At 66.7% G+C, this 16,063-nt stretch carries 10 protein-coding genes and 1 pseudogene; 5 read left to right on the top strand and 6 right to left on the bottom strand.

Annotated features, from left to right (window positions below; translation table 11 throughout):
* The first annotated feature begins 216 nt into the window (after positions 1-216).
* Positions 217-1,146: a 2-dehydropantoate 2-reductase gene (panE, locus tag ACETMP_RS07025; protein ID WP_375160397.1), complete on the top strand. Its 930-nt coding sequence runs from the start codon at positions 217-219 to the stop codon at positions 1,144-1,146.
* Here the strand turns inward: panE and recG are convergent.
* A complete protein-coding gene (gene recG / locus ACETMP_RS07020; RefSeq protein ID WP_375160396.1) occupies positions 1,143-3,251 on the bottom strand; it encodes an ATP-dependent DNA helicase RecG in 2,109 nt (702 codons plus the stop codon). The two genes, panE and recG, sit on opposite strands and share 4 nt — an antisense overlap.
* A gap of 184 nt (positions 3,252-3,435) precedes the next feature.
* Here recG and ACETMP_RS07015 point away from each other — a divergent pair, with 184 nt between their 5' ends.
* Both ACETMP_RS07015 and mfd read left to right on the top strand, forming a co-directional pair.
* Positions 3,436-3,726, top strand: a complete 291-nt coding sequence (locus tag ACETMP_RS07015) for a succinate dehydrogenase assembly factor 2 (RefSeq protein ID WP_375160395.1) — start codon at positions 3,436-3,438, stop codon at positions 3,724-3,726.
* A pseudogene (gene mfd, locus ACETMP_RS07010) lies at positions 3,723-7,242 on the top strand (transcription-repair coupling factor). The gene ACETMP_RS07015 and the pseudogene mfd overlap by 4 nt, the downstream one beginning before the upstream one ends.
* A gap of 135 nt (positions 7,243-7,377) precedes the next feature.
* Here mfd and ACETMP_RS07005 read toward each other — a convergent pair.
* The 3 genes from ACETMP_RS07005 to ACETMP_RS06995 form a co-directional block, all read right to left on the bottom strand.
* Positions 7,378-8,601, bottom strand: coding sequence for a GGDEF domain-containing protein (locus ACETMP_RS07005; RefSeq protein WP_375160394.1), 1,224 nt, complete (start codon positions 8,599-8,601; stop codon positions 7,378-7,380).
* Between the two features lie 86 nt (positions 8,602-8,687).
* Positions 8,688-10,190 (bottom strand): class I adenylate-forming enzyme family protein, encoded by a 1,503-nt coding sequence (locus ACETMP_RS07000; RefSeq protein ID WP_028136343.1) that lies wholly within the window; start codon positions 10,188-10,190, stop codon positions 8,688-8,690.
* A 4-nt stretch (positions 10,191-10,194) separates the two neighbouring features.
* Positions 10,195-12,057 (bottom strand): extracellular solute-binding protein, encoded by a 1,863-nt coding sequence (locus ACETMP_RS06995; RefSeq protein WP_375160393.1) that lies wholly within the window; start codon positions 12,055-12,057, stop codon positions 10,195-10,197.
* A gap of 260 nt (positions 12,058-12,317) precedes the next feature.
* Here ACETMP_RS06995 and ACETMP_RS06990 point away from each other — a divergent pair, with 260 nt between their 5' ends.
* Positions 12,318-13,124 carry an invasion associated locus B family protein gene (locus ACETMP_RS06990; protein ID WP_028136345.1) on the top strand — a complete coding sequence of 269 codons (807 nt, stop codon included), beginning with the start codon at positions 12,318-12,320 and terminating at the stop codon, positions 13,122-13,124.
* A gap of 82 nt (positions 13,125-13,206) precedes the next feature.
* Here ACETMP_RS06990 and hspQ read toward each other — a convergent pair whose 3' ends face one another.
* A complete protein-coding gene (hspQ, locus tag ACETMP_RS06985) occupies positions 13,207-13,539 on the bottom strand; it encodes a heat shock protein HspQ (protein ID WP_028136346.1) in 333 nt (110 codons plus the stop codon).
* 106 nt (positions 13,540-13,645) lie between these two features.
* Between hspQ and ACETMP_RS06980 the strand changes: the two genes are divergently transcribed.
* On the top strand, positions 13,646-14,599 hold the full coding sequence (locus ACETMP_RS06980) for an AEC family transporter (protein ID WP_375160392.1): 954 nt from the start codon (positions 13,646-13,648) through the stop codon (positions 14,597-14,599).
* A gap of 94 nt (positions 14,600-14,693) precedes the next feature.
* Here the strand turns inward: ACETMP_RS06980 and ACETMP_RS06975 are convergent, their stop codons facing one another.
* Complete coding sequence (locus tag ACETMP_RS06975) at positions 14,694-15,878, bottom strand: UbiH/UbiF family hydroxylase (protein WP_375160391.1); 1,185 nt, start codon at positions 15,876-15,878, stop codon at positions 14,694-14,696.
* Positions 15,879-16,063: the final 185 nt, after the last annotated feature.

Here is a 16,063-nt window from a genome sequence, read left to right as displayed (position 1 = left end):
CAGGGTTGCGCTTGCGGTGTGCGGATCTCTATCCACACGTCATTGCGAGCCAACGGGTCCGCGCTAAGCGCGGCCCGATGACAGGCTTCGCGAAGCAATCCAGAGTCCCTCCGCGGAAAGATTCTGGATTGCTTCGCTGGCTCGCAATGACGGGGAGGAGACGCTGCGGAGCCCATCTGCTACTATGTTTGCGGTTGTTCTGAGACGGGAGTTCGAATGAGAGTGCTGGTGATCGGCGCTGGCGCGCTCGGCGGCTATTATGGAGCTTGCCTGGTTCGAGCAGGCCGCGACGTGACCTTCCTGGTGCGCGGGACGCGCGCGGAGCAATTGCGCCGGGACGGACTAAGAGTCGTGAGCCCGCACGGCGATTTCACTGTGCAGCCGAAGATCATCCTGGCGAATGACCTCGAGGAAGCATTCGACGTCGTGCTCGTCGGGGTCAAGGCCTACTCGCTCGATGACGCGATGAGCCAGTTTGCACCCGCCGTCGGTGCTGACACGATGATCCTGCCGATCCTGAACGGATTGAAACATCTCGACGCTCTCGTCGCAAGGTTCGGCGCCGCTCGCGTCCTCGGCGGTCTCGCCAATGTCAGTGCCGGGCTGGATGCGGATGGCCGGGTCGTCCACTTCATGGCCAACCAGACCATCGTCTTCGGCGAGATCGAGGGCGCCCTGAGTCAGCGCGCGCTCGCGCTGGAGACATTGTTCGATGTTCCCGGCATCGACGTGCGTGCCAGCGAGGCGATCACGCAGGACATGTGGGAGAAATTCGTTCAGCTCTCGACGATCGCGGGGATCACCTGCCTGATGCGCGCAAGCATCGGCGACATCCTGGCCGTGCCCAACGGCGAGCAGTCCATCTTCCGCCTGTTCGCCGAATGCTGCGCCGTTGCGACGGCATCAGGATATGAGCCGCGTGCGCCGTTCATCGAGTTCGACCACAAACTGTTCACGACCCTCGACTCGCCACTGAAAGCTTCGATGCTGCGCGATATCGAACGCGGCTCGATGACCGAGTGCGAGCACATCCTGGGCGACATGGCGAACCGAGCCCGTACCCTGGGCATCGAGACGCCGCTACTGGATCTCGCCCGCGCGCATGTTGCGGCCTACGAAGTTGGGCGACGACGGGCCGCGAGCTAGCCCGCCCCGATCAGCGGGATCGCCTCGTCCCGCTCGTACAGATACAGCAGGCACCGCAGCGCCTCGCCGCGTTCGCCCTTGAGCTTGGGATCGTCCTTCAGGATGCGCAGCGCCTCGTCTCTCGCTTGGGAGATCAGCTGCCCGTGCACCTCCGGGCGCGCGATGCGGTAGCCGGGCAGGCCGCTCTGGCGCACACCCAGGACGTCGCCTTCGCCGCGCAGCTTCAAGTCTTCCTCGGCGATGCGGAAACCGTCAGTGGTCTCGCGGATCACTTTCAGCCGCGCCTTCGACATCTCGCCGAGCGGCTCGGAATAGAGCAGGATGCAGGTCGAGGCCTCCGAGCCGCGCCCGATGCGGCCGCGCAGCTGGTGCAGCTGGGCAAGGCCAAAGCGTTCGGCGTTCTCGATCACCATGATGGTGGCGGCGGGCACATCGACGCCGACCTCGACCACGGTGGTCGCGACCAGGAGCCCGACCTCGTGGGCGGCGAACTGGCCCATCACGCGGTCTTTTTCCGTGCCCTTCATCTGGCCGTGGACGAGGCCGACGCGATCGCCGAAACGCTTTTGCAGGCTCTCGAAACGCTTGGTCGCGTTGGTGAGGTGTTCGGTGCCCTCGGCCTCGGACTCCTCCACCAGCGGACAGATCCAGTAGACCAGTTTTCCCGCCTGCAAGGCACGGCCGACGCCGTCCATGACCTCGCCGAGCCGGCTCATGGCGACGGCGCGGGTGTCGATCGGCTGCCGGCCGGCGGGCTTCTCGCGCAGCTCGGAGATGTCCATGTCGCCGAAATAGGTCAGCACCAGCGTGCGCGGTATCGGCGTGGCGCTGAGCACCAGCACGTCGACGGCTTCCCCCTTGGAGGTGAGCGCGAGGCGCTCGCGCACGCCGAAGCGGTGCTGCTCGTCGACGATGGCGAGCGCAAGGTCGTGGAAGGTCACATCGTCCTGGATCAGCGCATGGGTGCCGACCAGCAGGTCGATCTCGCCTGCGGCGAGCCGCATGACGATCTCACGCCGCTCCTTGCCTTTCTCGCGGCCGGTGAGGATCGCAACGCGCATGCCGGCACGCTCGGCGAGCGGGGCGATGGTCCTGACGTGCTGGCGCGCCAGGATTTCGGTCGGCGCCATCAGCGCGGCCTGCTTGCCGACCTCCGCGACCGCGGCGGCCGCGAGCAGCGCCACGACTGTCTTGCCCGATCCGACGTCGCCCTGCAGCAGGCGCAGCATGCGCACCGGCTGCGTCAGGTCCTCGGCGATGGCCGCCGCGGCGCTGCGTTGCGAGGGCGTGAGCGCGTAGGGAAGGGCGTCGATGATCTTGTTGCGCAGATGCCCGTCGCCGGCATTGCGCACGCCGGCGGGGCGACGCAATTGCGCGCGGATCAGGGCGAGCGCGAGCTGACCGGCCAGCAGCTCGTCAAAGGCAAGGCGCGACCAGAACGGCTGGTCGGGCAGGATGTCCGTCAGCTCGACCGGCTGGTGCACGCGATTGAGCGCTTCGGTGACCGGCGGGAAATGGCAGCGCCGGATCACTTCCGGGCTGATCCATTCGGGCAGCGCCGGCAGCTTCTGCAGCGCCTGCGCGATCGCGCGGCGGAGCGAGCCGAGTGCGAGGCCTTCGGTGAGCGGATAGACCGGGTCTATCCCGGAGAGTTTCGAGATCGCTTCCTCGTCCAGCACGCGGTCGGGATGCACGATCTGCGGGATGCCGTCGTACATCTGCAGCGTGCCGGAGACGTAGCGCTTCTCGCCGACCGGCAGCAGCTTCTCGACATAGCCCGGCTTGGCGCGGAAGAAGGTCAGCACGACGTCGCCGGTGTCGTCACTGGCATAGACCAGATACGGCGCGCGCGAATTGCGCGGCGGAGGCGGGCGGTGACGGTCGACAATGACCTCGAGCGTCACCATGGTTCCCTGCACCGCGTCGCGGATCTTTGGCCGCGCCCGGCGGTCGATCACCTGGCTCGGCAAGTGTAGCAGCAGATCGACCAGCCGCGGCGTCTCGCTGCGGCTGAGCAGGTATTGCAGCAGCTTGTCCTGCTTCGGACCGACGCCGGGCAGGCTGGTCACGGCAGCAAACAGCGGATTGAGCAGGCTGGGGCGCATGAGGTGAATCTAGGATCGTTTCGGCCCGTGATGCCCGGCTTTGTGCCGGGCATCCACGTCTTTTTTCGTACCCCGTGCCGGCTGCGGGGCCATGCCAAATCGAGGGCTGACACGGCCACCTCGAATGGCTATATCACCCCGGCCCGGCACGTCCGGGCTTTCTGCGTTTGACTGGATTTGAGACATGACGGGAACGACACGATCGAGCAGCGGGCTGGACGATCGCCGCAAGCGGCTTTTGTTCCGATGCTGGCACCGCGGCACGCGCGAGATGGACCTGATCCTCGGCCGCTTCGCCGATGCCGAGATCGGCAATCTGTCGGAGGACGAGCTGACACAGCTCGAGACGCTGCTCGAAGTCAACGATCCCGATCTCTATGCCGCCATCAGCGGCGACAAGATGCTGCCGGCGGATGTCACCGGCGCGCTGTTTGCCCGCATCAAGGCCTTCCCGATCCCGGGACGCGACGCATGAAGCAGGGGATGAAATCGCCGGCCGAGCTGCTTGCGCCCGGCCGGGCGCTGACGCTTGCCAACGTCGCGGAAGGCGCCGAAGGCCTCGTCGTCTCCGATCTGGCCCGCGCCATCGCGGCGCGGCCGAAGAAGCCGGCCGTCAGCCTTGCCGTGGTCTGCCGCGACGGTCCGCGCATGCAGCAGCTCGAACGCGCGCTGCAATTCTTCGCGCCCGATCTGCCTGTTCTGACCTTCCCGGCCTGGGATTGCCAGCCCTATGACCGCGTCTCGCCGCATGGCGGCATTCTGGCGCAACGCCTGACGACGCTGGCCCGGCTTGCCTCGCTCACGGGGAGCGACAAGCCGCTGATCGTGCTGACCACGGTGAACGCCGCCGTGCAGCGCGTGCCCGCGCGCGAGCTGGTCGCGGCGCAGGCGCTGTCGGTGGCCCCCGGCAATGTCGTGCCGATGGACACCATCGTCGCCTGGCTCGAGCACAACGGCTACAACCGCTCCTCGACCGTGCGCGAGCCCGGCGAATATGCCGTGCGCGGCGGCATCCTCGATCTGTTTCCGGCCGGCCTCGAGCAGCCGGTCCGCTTCGATTTCTTTGGCGACAGCCTGGAATCGATCCGCTCCTTCGACGCCGAGACCCAGCGCACGCTGCTCGATATGCGCTCGCTCGACCTCGTGCCGGTCTCGGAATTCCAGTTGGTCACCGACACCATCCGCCGCTTCCGCATGGGCTACGTTGCCGAGTTCGGCGCGCCCGAGCGCGACGATGCGCTGTATGAGGCGGTCAGCGAGGGCCGCCGCCATCCGGGCATGGAGCACTGGCTGCCGCTGTTCCAGGACCGCATGGACACGCTGTTCGACTATCTCCAAGGTGCGCCGATCGCGATCGAGCCGCAGGCCGAGGATGCCGTCCGCGAGCGCTTCAAGCAGATCCAGGACTATTACGAGGCCCGGCGCGATGCGATGGAGCATCCCGCAGGCGGCGCGATCTACAAGCCGCTACCGCCGGACCGGCTTTATCTCACCGGCGAGGAATGGACCAAGCGCGAGAGCGAGATGCCGCTGGTGCGGTTGACGCAGTTCTCGGTTCCGGCTGACGGGACTGGTGTCGTCGACGCCGGTGCGCGCAAGGGCCGCGACTTCGCGCCGGAGCGCAACGATGCCAAGGTCAACGTGTTCAGAATCCGTGGTCGGCCACGTCATGGCGCTACAGGCCCAGCGCAAGAAGGTGGTGATCGCGCTGTGGAGCGAAGGCTCGCGCGACCGCATGGCCTCGATGCTGCGCGACCACAAGCTGGCCCATACTACCAGCGTCAATTCCTGGCGCACCGTGCAGGCGACCCCGCGCAACGAGACCATGCTCGCGGTGCTCGGCCTCGAGAGCGGTTTCGAGACCGACGAGATCGCTGTCATCAGCGAGCAGGACATCCTGGGCGACCGCCTGGTGCGGCCGCGCAAGGCGAGCCGCAAGCTCGACAATTTCATCTCGGAAGTGACGAGCCTGGCCGCCGGCGACATCGTCGTCCATGTCGACCACGGCATCGGCCGCTTCATCGGCCTGCAAACGCTCGACGTCGCCGGTGCGCCTCACGACTGCCTCGAGCTGCACTATGCCGCCGAGACGAAGCTGTTCCTGCCGGTCGAGAACATCGAGCTGCTGTCGCGCTACGGCTCCGACCAGACCAGTGTCGAGCTGGATCGCCTGGGCGGCGGCGGCTGGCAGACCCGCAAGGCGAAGCTCAAGAACCGCATCCGCGAGATCGCCGGCGAATTGATCAAGATCGCGGCCGCGCGCCATCTGCACGAGGCGCCCAAGCTCCCGGTGCAGCCCGGCCTCTACGACGAGTTCTGCGCACGCTTCCCCTATGACGAGACCGAGGACCAGCTGGGAGCCATCGAAGCCACGCTGAAGGACCTCGAGCTCGGCCGTCCAATGGACCGGCTGATCTGCGGCGACGTCGGCTTCGGCAAGACCGAGGTGGCCTTGCGCGCGGCGTTTGCCGTGGCGCTCGAGGGCAAGCAGGTCGCGGTGGTAGTGCCGACCACGCTGCTGGCGCGTCAGCACGCCAAGACATTCGCCGAACGCTTCAAGGGCTTTCCGGTCAACGTCGCGCAGGCTTCGCGCCTGATCGCGACCAAGGAGCTGAACCAGGTCAAGAAGGGCATCGCCGACGGCTCGGTCGATATCGTCGTCGGCACCCACGCGTTGCTCGGCAAGGCGATCAAGTTCCGTGACCTCGGCCTCGTGATCGTCGACGAGGAGCAGCACTTCGGCGTCACCCACAAGGAGCGGCTCAAGGCACTTCGCTCCGAGGTGCACGTGCTGACGCTGTCGGCGACGCCGATCCCGCGCACGCTGCAACTCGCGCTCACCGGCGTGCGCGAGCTGTCGATCATCGCCTCGCCCCCGGTGGACCGGCTCGCGGTGCGCACCTTCGTCGCTCCGCACGATCCGCTGATGATCCGCGAGGCCTTGCTGCGCGAGCGCTATCGCGGCGGGCAGGCGTTCTACGTGGTGCCGCGCATCGACGACCTCGCCGAGGTCAAGGACTTCCTCGACAAGAACGTGCCGGAGATGAAGGTCGCGGTCGCGCACGGCCAGATGCCGCCCGCGGTGATCGAGGACATCATGACCGCGTTCTACGACGGCAAGTTCGACATCCTCTTGTCGACCACGATTGTCGAGTCCGGCCTCGACATTCCCAACGCCAACACGCTGATCGTGCACCGCGCCGACATGTTCGGCTTGGCGCAGCTCTATCAGCTGCGCGGCCGCGTCGGCCGCTCCAAGCTGCGGGCCTATGCGCTGTTCACGCTGCCGGCGCAGCAGAAGATCACGGCGCAGGCCGAGCGCCGGCTCACCGTGCTGCAATCGCTGGAGACGCTCGGCGCCGGCTTCCAGCTCGCTTCCCACGATCTCGACATCCGCGGCGCCGGCAACCTGCTCGGCGAGGAGCAGTCCGGCCACATCAAGGAGGTCGGCTTCGAGCTCTATCAGTCGATGCTGGAGGAAGCGATCGTCAACCTCAAGGCCGGCGTCTCCGAGCCCGCCGCCGACCGCTGGTCGCCGCAGATCACCATCGGCATGCCCGTGCTGATTCCGGAGGACTATGTCGGCGATCTCTCGGTGCGGCTGTCGCTGTATCGGCGCCTCGCCGATCTGGACACCGAGGAGGAGATCGAGAACTTTGGCGCGGAGATGCGCGACCGCTTCGGCGTGCTGCCCGACGAGGTGCGCTATCTGTTCAAGGTCGCCGCGATCAAGGCGTTCTGCCGCAGGGCCAATGTCGAGAAGATCGACGCCGGTCCGAAGGGCGCCGTCATCGTCTTCCGCGACAATTCCTTCGCCCATCCCGACCGCCTCGTCAGCTTCATCCGCAGCTACGGCCAGGCCGCCAAGGTGCGGCCCGACATGAAGGTGGTGTTCTTGCAGGATTGGGAGACCCCGGAGGAGCGCCTCGCCGGCACCACCGAGATCATGCGTCAGCTGGCGCAGCTCGCCGAGAGCAAGAAGGCGGCGTGAGGCGGGGTGCCGTAGGGTGGTTAGCCGAAGGCGTAATCCACCATCTTTGTCGCCACGGGGAGAAAAGTGGTGGGTTACGCCCAGCGCCTGCGCTTCGCGCAGCCGCAAGGCCAACCCACCCTACAACGCGACGACTTACGACGCCGCCCGGGACGCATCCGCCGACAGCCGCGCCAGCAGCGACCTTGCCGTATCCGACGGCGACAGCGAGTCCACGCTGACGACGGGATCGCTGCGCATCTCGTGCTTGCCGTTCGAGGTATGCCGCATCACCGCCGACAGACGCCGCGCGATCATATGGGCCGTGCGGAAGTCGGTCTCCGCGAACACGACGATGACCGAACCGTCCCTCTGCGCCACGCCGAAATCCATCTGCCGCATCAGGCGGCTGAGGATGCGCGCGGCGTCGAGCTGGGCGCGGGAATTGCCGGGGTCGAAGGCGAAACGCGCGACGGACAGACCGCCGCCGCGGGCCAGCGCCTGCTCGACTGCCTTGGCAAAATCACGGGCGAAGGCTTCCGCCGTGAGCAGGCCGCTGCGCGGATCGAGCCAGCCGCCGGCATCGATCGAGCGCAGCGTGCGGCTCAATTGGGCTTCCATCGCGTGCTGGCGGATCAGGGGCAAGGCATTGGCCGCGACCTTGGCCGGCTCGCCCGGGATCAGCTCGAGATTGGGCAAATCGTAGGTCTGCGTCAGCTGGTGTGCGGTGACGACCACCGGCAGGCTGCGGAAGCGGGTGTCCTCGGCGAGCACCGTGAGAAAGGCGTCGGTGACGCGCGCGGTAAAACCCTCGGCAAGGACCACGCCGTCGAGGTCGCGGGTGTTGAGGTGCTTCGCGGCGGCCTCGATCGAGAGCGCGCCGACGACGCCGACACGTTCGCCGAGCGCGACGGACAACGCGGGGTAGGCCGCGCCGCGGCCGATCAGGAGCACGGTGGCATCGCGGGCGGGGTCACCTTGCGGCAGTGCGACTTTTACTTCGGGCAGCCGGCGCAGCACGGTGGCATGGAGCGTGCGCACGCGGAGCGCGGCGCGAAGCCGTGCGATCAGGCGGTCGGGATTGCTGCCGCGCGAGGAAAAGGGCAGGGCGTTGTGAGGGAGCGAGCCCGCCGCATCCACGACGACGAACGGAAGGTAAGGCGATTGGTCGGCGATCTTCCTTGCGAGCGCGGCCATATGCGGCTCATGTCCGCCATGCATCGCAGCGAGAATGGCCGCTGGCTGCACCTCTTCGACCGCGCGTGCCGCGCCGGCCCAGTCGGTATCGACCACGGGAAACAGCCGGGCCTCGTCCAGCGCCCCAACGAAGGGCGGCCGATCGGCATTGGACACAAAGAGGATCGGGCCCGCCTGGGACATTCGACAAACTCTGATGACGCAACAGATGCCGCGCAATCTAGTGCGGCCGCCTTAATGCGGCGTCAACGTATCCGGCGAAACTGCGTCTAGACCGGCCCGGAGCGATCGCGAAAAGCCTCGACCATCAGAGGGTTAAGCCCGAGTTCGCTGAGCGCCTCGCGGGCGCGGGCGTTGTCCTGGGCGCGTCCGGCGAGCCTGTGACCGGAGAGGCGGTCGGGCAACGCTGTGAGGAGGGCGCCCTGGCCGAGCCGGCGCGCCCATTCCTGCAAATCGTTGGAGAGGAAGCGGTAGCCGCCGACGGCCATGATGCCGGAGGGCGGCGCGGTGATGCAGATTGCACCGCTGGGGCGGTCGATCCGCGCGGCATAGCCGGTGTCGACATAGTCGCGCGGCGGCTGCGCCGTCAGGGTCTCCCCGACCGGCTGCGGCGGGGCATAGGCCGCGATCGGCACCATCGCGCCGCGCAGGCCGAGCGTGCCCTTCGGCGTCAGCAGGATTTCGCCGGCGATGGAGGAGCCGGATTGCTCGCGCGGGGCGCCGTGCGGCCCGGGCATCACCGCGACCGGCATGCCGTCCTCGCCGCGGCGGGCGCCGAACAGGCCGGCCTCGCCGAACAGATAGACGTCGGTCAGCGGCGCATGCGGAGCGATCCAGGCATCGCTCGCGGCCACCTGCTCGGGCGCGCGCCACAGGCCGATGACGTTGCGCAAGGACGGCATCCGCGCCGCCAGGTCGGAATCACCGAGCCGCAAGGCCAGCTGCGCCGGCGCGATCAGCACCTCGCAATCATGCTCGTTGATCTGCTGCTCCAGCACCTCGACCTCGAAGGGATGATGCAGCGCCAGGGCGCCACCGGAGAGCAGCCAAGCCGCGAGCGAGGAGGCGAGGCCGGCGAACGACATCGGCGCGAACGCCGCCATCAATGTCGCGCCTTGCCGGATGTCGGCTTCCAGCGACATCGCGAGCCCGCCGGCGATCAGGCTGAAATGCGGCCGCGGCACCGGACGAAAGCCTTCCGCGGTGACGTCGAAGGAGATCATCGCCGCCTTGCGGCCGTCCTGAATCACGGCGCGCGTCGTGCCGGGCGGGCGGGCGAGCACCTCGTCGAGCGAGGCCATGCCTTCGGGCAGGTCGCCTCCGAAGCCGCAGACGTGGCGGATCGAGAAGGCTTCGGCGGCCGCATGCATCGCGAGGTCGGCATAGCTGGTGCCGTCGACCTTGCTCATGGTGACGATGGCGCGGGCCGCGGTGCGGTTGAGCGCCGCGGTCAGTTCCGCATGGCGCCACAACAGCGGCAGCACGGCGACGACGAGACCGGCGCGATGGGCGGCGAGCACCGTCAGCACGAACTCGACCGTGTTGGGCAGCTGGATGGCGATGACGGAATTGGCCGGCAGGCCCGATTCGACGAAATGTGCCGACAGCGCCTCGATGGCGGTGTCGGCCTCGGCATAGGTCATCCGCCGCGGCTGGTGCCCGGTGATGCGCGCCTTGTTGAGGGGGTCGAGCAGCGCGGTCGCATGCGGCTGCCGGATCAGCGTGCGCTGAAACAGCGTGTCGAGCGTCGGCGATACGGCTGGCTGGTTCACGGCGTCACTTTGCTTGAGTGGCTTGCTTCTGCCCCTGCGCCCACCAGGTCTCCGGCAAATAGCCCGAGAGCGAGGTGGCCTTGGGCCGTTCTATCCGATTCCAGCGCGCGATCCATTGCTCGGATACATTAAACAGGGGGATTGTGTAGAAGCCCGAGATCAGAGCGCGGTCGAGCGCCCGCACCGAGGAGACGAAATCCGTATGTTCACGGGCCTCGAGCAGGGCGGCGATCATGGCATCGACCGCCGGATCCCTGGCGCCCATGTAATTGCGGGTGCCCGGATTGTCCGCGGCCGCGCTGCCCCAGTAGAAATATTGCTCGTTGCCGGGCGATAGCGACTGGTCCCAGCGGTTCTGGATCATGTCGAACTCGTAAGCGAGCCGGCGCTGGTCGAACTGCACGGGATCGACCGAGCGCACGCTCGGCTCGATTCCGGCGCGCTTGAGGTCGCGCTGGAACGCCAGTGCGATACGCTCCTGGTCGCGGGTCGTGACCAGAATCTCGAAGCTGAAGGGCGCTCGCGTCGCGCGGTTGCGCAGCACCGTGCCGTCGAGATCGTAGCCGGCCTCGGACAACAGTTTCAGGGCCGCGCGCAGCGTGGTGCGGTCGCGTCCCGATCCGTCGGTCGCGGGAAGGCGGTAGCTGCCGTCCATGATGTCGGGCGGAATCTGAGCGGCGAACGGCTTGAGCAGCTCACGTTCGCGCCCGTCCGCCGGCCGGCCATAGGCCGAGAGCTCGGAGCCGGCGAAATAGCCGGCGACGCGCGAATAGAGCCCGAAAAAGTAGTTGCGGTTGACCAGCTCGAAATCGAACAGCAGCGTCAGCGCCTGGCGCACGCGGATGTCGGCGAAGATCGGGCGGCGCGTGTTGAACACCAGGAATTCGGACGGCTGCGGCAAGCCCGGCTTCGCGGTGTCACGGACCACCTCGCCGCTTCTAGCGGCCGGAAAGTCGTAGCCGTCGTGCCAGCGCAGCGGTTCGTGTTCGACGCGGAAATCGTAGAGGCCGCGCTTGAAAGCTTCGAACTGGCCGTTGGCCTCGCGAAAATAGTCGAGCCGGATCTCGTCGAAATTGTAGAGCCCCCGGTTGATGGGCAGATCGCGGCCCCAATAATCGGGATTGCGGGTCAGCGTCACGCTGGCGCCTGCCTTCACCGCCGTGACGCGGTAGGGGCCGGAGCCGATCGGGCTCGTCAGCGTCGTCTCCTCGAAGCTTGCGACGTCGACCGCATGCTTCGGCAGGATCGGCATCAGGCCGAGGATCAGCGGCAGCTCGCGATCATTGGCGCCCGCGAGGTCGAAGCGGACGGTGAGGGGATCGAGCGCCTCGGCCTTGACCACCTTGGTGTAATATTGCCGGTGGTTCGGCCGGCCGTGGTCGCGCAGCAGCTGCCAGGAGGACAGCACGTCCTCGGCCGCGACCGGCCTGCCGTCGGAGAAAAGAGCGCGCGGATCGAGACGGAACGTGACGAAGCTCCGCTCGTCATTGGTTTCGACGCTCCTGGCGAGCAGGCCATAGAGCGTGAACGGCTCGTCATGGCCGCGCGCGAGCAGGCTCTCGACCACGTAGCTACGCATCTGCTGCACGGCCAGCCCCTTGACGATGAAGGGATTGAGGCTGTCGAAGGTCCCGAGCATGCCCCAGGTCAAGCGCCCGCCCTTGGGCGCATCCGGGTTGACGTAGGGCATATGGGTGAAATCGGCCGGCATCGCCGGCTTGCCGTGCATGGCGATGGCATGGGCGTCCTCGGCCCGTGCCGCGCCCATCGACGCTCCGTCATCCAAGCCCAGGCCAAGGGCAGCGGCCAGGACCAGGACGCCAAGGCGGACACCGGGGCCCTCGAAAAGGCGTTGGAACATGAACATCGGCACAGGTTGATTCGAGGACGGCGTAGCCAAAATCCTATCACAGGGAGTTTCCCCGGACGCAGCCGCGGATGTGGCCAAAGGCGCTTGTCGGCATTGATCTTTTCGTCGGCCACGTTAAGAAGGCACCCGATCGCGCAAGAGCGTCGGGCCCGTCACTTATCCGCCTCAATTGACGGGGAGAGAGCCGCGCCCAAGGCGGCCAGGTTCGGCGCTTCGGAGCGGTTCGGGCACTTCCCGTTCAGAAAGGGTTTTCCGCAATGAATTTCCGTTACTTGGCCGCGTCCGTCCGGCCGCGCGGGCGAATTCTCGCCTTGTTGACGGCGACGGCGTTGGTCGTCCCGTTTACCGCTGAGGCCCAAACTCCCGCTCCGGCTCCCGGCGCGCCCGCGCCCAAGGCGACTCCGGCCCCGAAAGCTGCCCCTCCGAAGGCCGCCCCGAAGGCTCCGGCCCCGGCATCCCCGCAGGCTCAGCAGCCGCCGGCCCAAGGCGGCCAGCAGGGTGCGGCGCAGCCGGCCGATCAGCAGATCCAGCTGATCTATGCCCCCTGGACCAAGTTCTGCCTCAAGGGCCAGGACGCCAACGCCAAGCAGGTCTGCTTCACCGGCAAGGACGGCCGCATCGAATCGGGCCAGCCGGTCATCGCCGCCGTGATCATCGAGCCGGAAGGCGAGCCCAAGAAGATTCTGCGCGTGACGCTGCCGCTCGGCATGCAGCTCGTCCACGGCACCCGGATCATCGTGGACAACAACGCGCCGCTGCAGCAGCCCTATGTGATCTGCTTCCAGAACGGCTGCATGTCCGACTACGAGGCCACGCCCGAGCTCATCAACAACATGAAGAAGGGCCAGAATCTCGTCGTCCAGGCGATCAACGCCAACGGCGCGCCGCTGACCCTGCCGCTGCCGCTCGCCGGCGAATTCCAGAAGGCCTATGACGGTCCGCCGACCGATCCGAAGGTGTTCGAGGAAACCCAGAAGAAGCTTCAGGAAGAGCTTCAGAAGAAGGCCGAAGAGCAGCGCAAGAAGCTCGAGCAGCAGGGTACGCCGCCGGCTGGTCAAAAGTAGTCGGGATCAATCCCGGACATGGAGACATGAAAAAGGCGCTCGTCTCGAGGCGCCTTTTTTGTCGGTCGCCGGTCGGAGCGACTCAATTCAGGGACGGATTGCGCGGGCGGTAGCCGCCATCCTTGTTCTTGATGAAGATCTCGGCGACCTGGGAATGCCGGACCGGCTCGCCGGACTCGTCCGGCAGCAGGTTCTGCTCGGAGACATAGGCGACGTATTCCGACTCAGCGTTCTCCGCTAGCAGGTGATAGAACGGCTGGTCCTTGTGGGGCCGCACCTCCTCGGGGATCGACAGCCACCACTCCTCGGTGTTGTTGAATTCCGGATCGATGTCGAAGATGACGCCCCGGAACGAGAAGATCCGGTGGCGCACGACCTGTCCGATCTGGAATTTGGCGGTCCGCGCTTTAATCATTCCCCGTCGATAGACCAGGATTGTGGCCGATGCTAGTGGCCTGATCTGGAATTGGCGTTCACTTGAGGGGGAGATAACCCCCAAATCTTCAGAAAACACTTCATCAATGGTCGATATCCTCAATCTGGCGCTACCTTATTTCGGGCTGATCTTCGTCGGCTTCGCATGCGGCAAGGTCAAATCCCTGCCGGAATCGGGCCTCGCCTGGATGAACTTCTTCCTGCTCTACGTGTCGCTGCCGGCGCTGCTGTTCGCGATCATGTCCAAGACGCCGTTCTCGGAATTGAATAATCCGCCGTTCCTGATCGCGACCACGCTGTCCACTGTCGCCGCGTTCACCCTGGCGCTGGTCGTAGCCAAGGTTTTCGGGCGGCTGACGCTGCGCGAGGCGACGCTCGCCGGTTTGTCCGGCGGCTACGGCAATATCGGCTATATGGGGCCGGGCCTGGCGCTCGCCGTGCTCGGCAGCAAGGCTGCGGCGCCGACGGCACTGATCTTCTGCTGCGACAGTATCTTCCTGTTCACCATCGTGCCGCTGCTGATCGAGCTGTCCGACCGCGACCATCCCTCGATCGTGCACGCCTTCGGCGTGGTGCTGAAGCAGATCGTGCTCAATCCTCTGATCATGTCGGCCTGCTTCGGCGCGGCCTTCGCATCGCTGCATATCGAGATGCCCGTCGCGCTCGATCGCACCATCACCTTCCTGCAGAACGCGGCGGCCCCGACCGCGCTGTTCGTGCTCGGCGTGACCGTGGCGCTGCGTCCGTTCGACCGCGTGCCATGGGAGGTGCCGGGCGTGATCGCGGTGAAGCTGCTGTTCCATCCGCTCGCAGCGTTTGGGCTGATGCTGGCGTTCGGGCCGTTCGCACAGCCCTGGGCCGCCACCGCCGTGCTGATGGCCTCGCTGCCGCCGGCGCTGAACGTGTTCGTGATCGCCCGGCAGAACGATGCCTGGATCGAATCCGCCTCCGTCGCCGTGCTGCTCGGGACCTTCGCGTCCGTGGTCACGCTGACCAGCGTGATGTGGGCGATCCAGACGGGAAGACTGGCGTTTCCGTGAGGGCTGAAGCCTCTTGCAACGCAAACGGTGCGCTCCTCTCCCGCTTGCGGGGGAGGTAGCACCGAGTGAGCGGCCAATTCGTTCAACCTAACAGCTACCTTCGCCAGGTCGGCGTCAGGCCCTCGCGCATCGCAAAGCGCCGGAGCGGACCGATGGCGCCGAGCAGGTGCATGCCGACGGCGCGGACCGGCTGCAGCGGCAGGAAATCGTTCAGCAGGGAGCGGTTGGCGATGTCGATCGCAAAGGTGCGGCTCAGGATATCCGGACGCCGCGCCCGGTCGTAGCGCGTGAGCACCTCATCCGTGCCGGGATCCTGACCCGCGGCGACCGCTTCCCCGGCAAGCCGCGCGATGTCGGCGGCATCGCGCAGGCCGAGATTGAGGCCCTGGGCGCCGATCGGGGGAACCACATGGGCGGCTTCGCCGACCAGCGCGATACGGTTGCGGCCGAAGGATTTTGGACGTTCGATCGCCAGCGGGAACACGTTGCGGCCGGGCTCCACACTCATCCGTCCCAGGATCGAATGCGACTGCCTCTCGACCGCCGTGGACAGCTCGGCATCATCGAGGCTCCGCAGCCGCTCGGCCTCGGCCGGAGCCGAGACCCAGACGACGCTGGAGCGGTCGCCGGGCAGGGGCACGAACACGCACGGACCGTGCGGCGTGTGGAACTCGGTCGAGACGTTGCGATGCGGCCTGGTGTGGCCGACGTTGAAGGTCAGCGCGGTCTGGTTGAGCTCGCGCCGCGTCACCTCGATGCCGGCAGCCTCCCGGCACAGCGAATGCCGGCCGTCGGCGCCGACCACGAGGCGGGCCGTGAGAAACTGTGCGGAGACCGTCCGGATGGCGACGTCATCGGCCTCGATGACGATGCTTTCGGCTTCGTCGTCGAAACGGACGAGATTGGGCAGCTCGGCCGCACGCTCTTCCAGCGCCAGCATCAGCGAGCGGTTGTCGATGTTGTAGCCGAAGGCATCCAGTGCGATTTCGTGACAGGAGAACCGGACCTCCGGCGCGCGGAACAGCCGGCCGGTGTCGTCGACGAGACGCATGACTTCGAGCGCGGCCGCCTTGTCCCTGCAGCGCGACCAGACGTTGAGCGTCTCCAGGAGGTCGACGGAGGCACCGAGCAATGCGGTGGTGCGATTGTCGGCATAGGGAACGCGGCGCGCCACCAATGCGGTCCGGGCCCCCGCCTGTGCCAGCGCGATCGCCGCGGCAAGTCCCGCCGGCCCGCCGCCGATCACGGCGGTGTCATAAAGTGTCGAGGCGTCTGTCATGGAACGACACATGACACGCCCGGCGGCAAATTCAAGCTCAAGTCTCTTGGTTGTCGCCCGGGGCATGCCTATGGCGCGAGCCATGGTAGCGCAATTGCGCAGCTGAGAATCCATCGGCCGGCAGAGACGGTTGAACAATGGATTCCGGGCTCGACGCTTCGCGTCGCCCGGAATGACGATGGGAT

It is taken from the genome of Bradyrhizobium dasycarpum (genome assembly GCF_042019905.1).
In the GTDB taxonomy this organism is placed as follows: Bacteria; Pseudomonadota; Alphaproteobacteria; order Rhizobiales; family Xanthobacteraceae; genus Bradyrhizobium; species Bradyrhizobium japonicum_B.
Note: the sequence above shows the minus strand (reverse complement) of the source record. Positions and strands in the feature narration are given on the sequence as shown.

Excerpts from the sequence above, each read along its gene's own strand:
- panE (WP_375160397.1), top strand. The coding sequence starts at position 217 with ATGAGAGTGCTGGTGATCGGCGCTGGCGCGCTCGGCGGCTATTATGGA.
- recG (WP_375160396.1), bottom strand. The coding sequence starts at position 3,251 with ATGCGCCCCAGCCTGCTCAATCCGCTGTTTGCTGCCGTGACCAGCCTG.
- ACETMP_RS07015 (WP_375160395.1), top strand. The coding sequence starts at position 3,436 with ATGACGGGAACGACACGATCGAGCAGCGGGCTGGACGATCGCCGCAAG.
- ACETMP_RS07005 (WP_375160394.1), bottom strand. The coding sequence starts at position 8,601 with ATGTCCCAGGCGGGCCCGATCCTCTTTGTGTCCAATGCCGATCGGCCG.
- ACETMP_RS06995 (WP_375160393.1), bottom strand. The coding sequence starts at position 12,057 with ATGTTCATGTTCCAACGCCTTTTCGAGGGCCCCGGTGTCCGCCTTGGC.
- ACETMP_RS06990 (WP_028136345.1), top strand. The coding sequence starts at position 12,318 with ATGAATTTCCGTTACTTGGCCGCGTCCGTCCGGCCGCGCGGGCGAATT.
- hspQ (WP_028136346.1), bottom strand. The coding sequence starts at position 13,539 with ATGATTAAAGCGCGGACCGCCAAATTCCAGATCGGACAGGTCGTGCGC.
- ACETMP_RS06980 (WP_375160392.1), top strand. The coding sequence starts at position 13,646 with ATGGTCGATATCCTCAATCTGGCGCTACCTTATTTCGGGCTGATCTTC.
- ACETMP_RS06975 (WP_375160391.1), bottom strand. The coding sequence starts at position 15,878 with ATGACAGACGCCTCGACACTTTATGACACCGCCGTGATCGGCGGCGGG.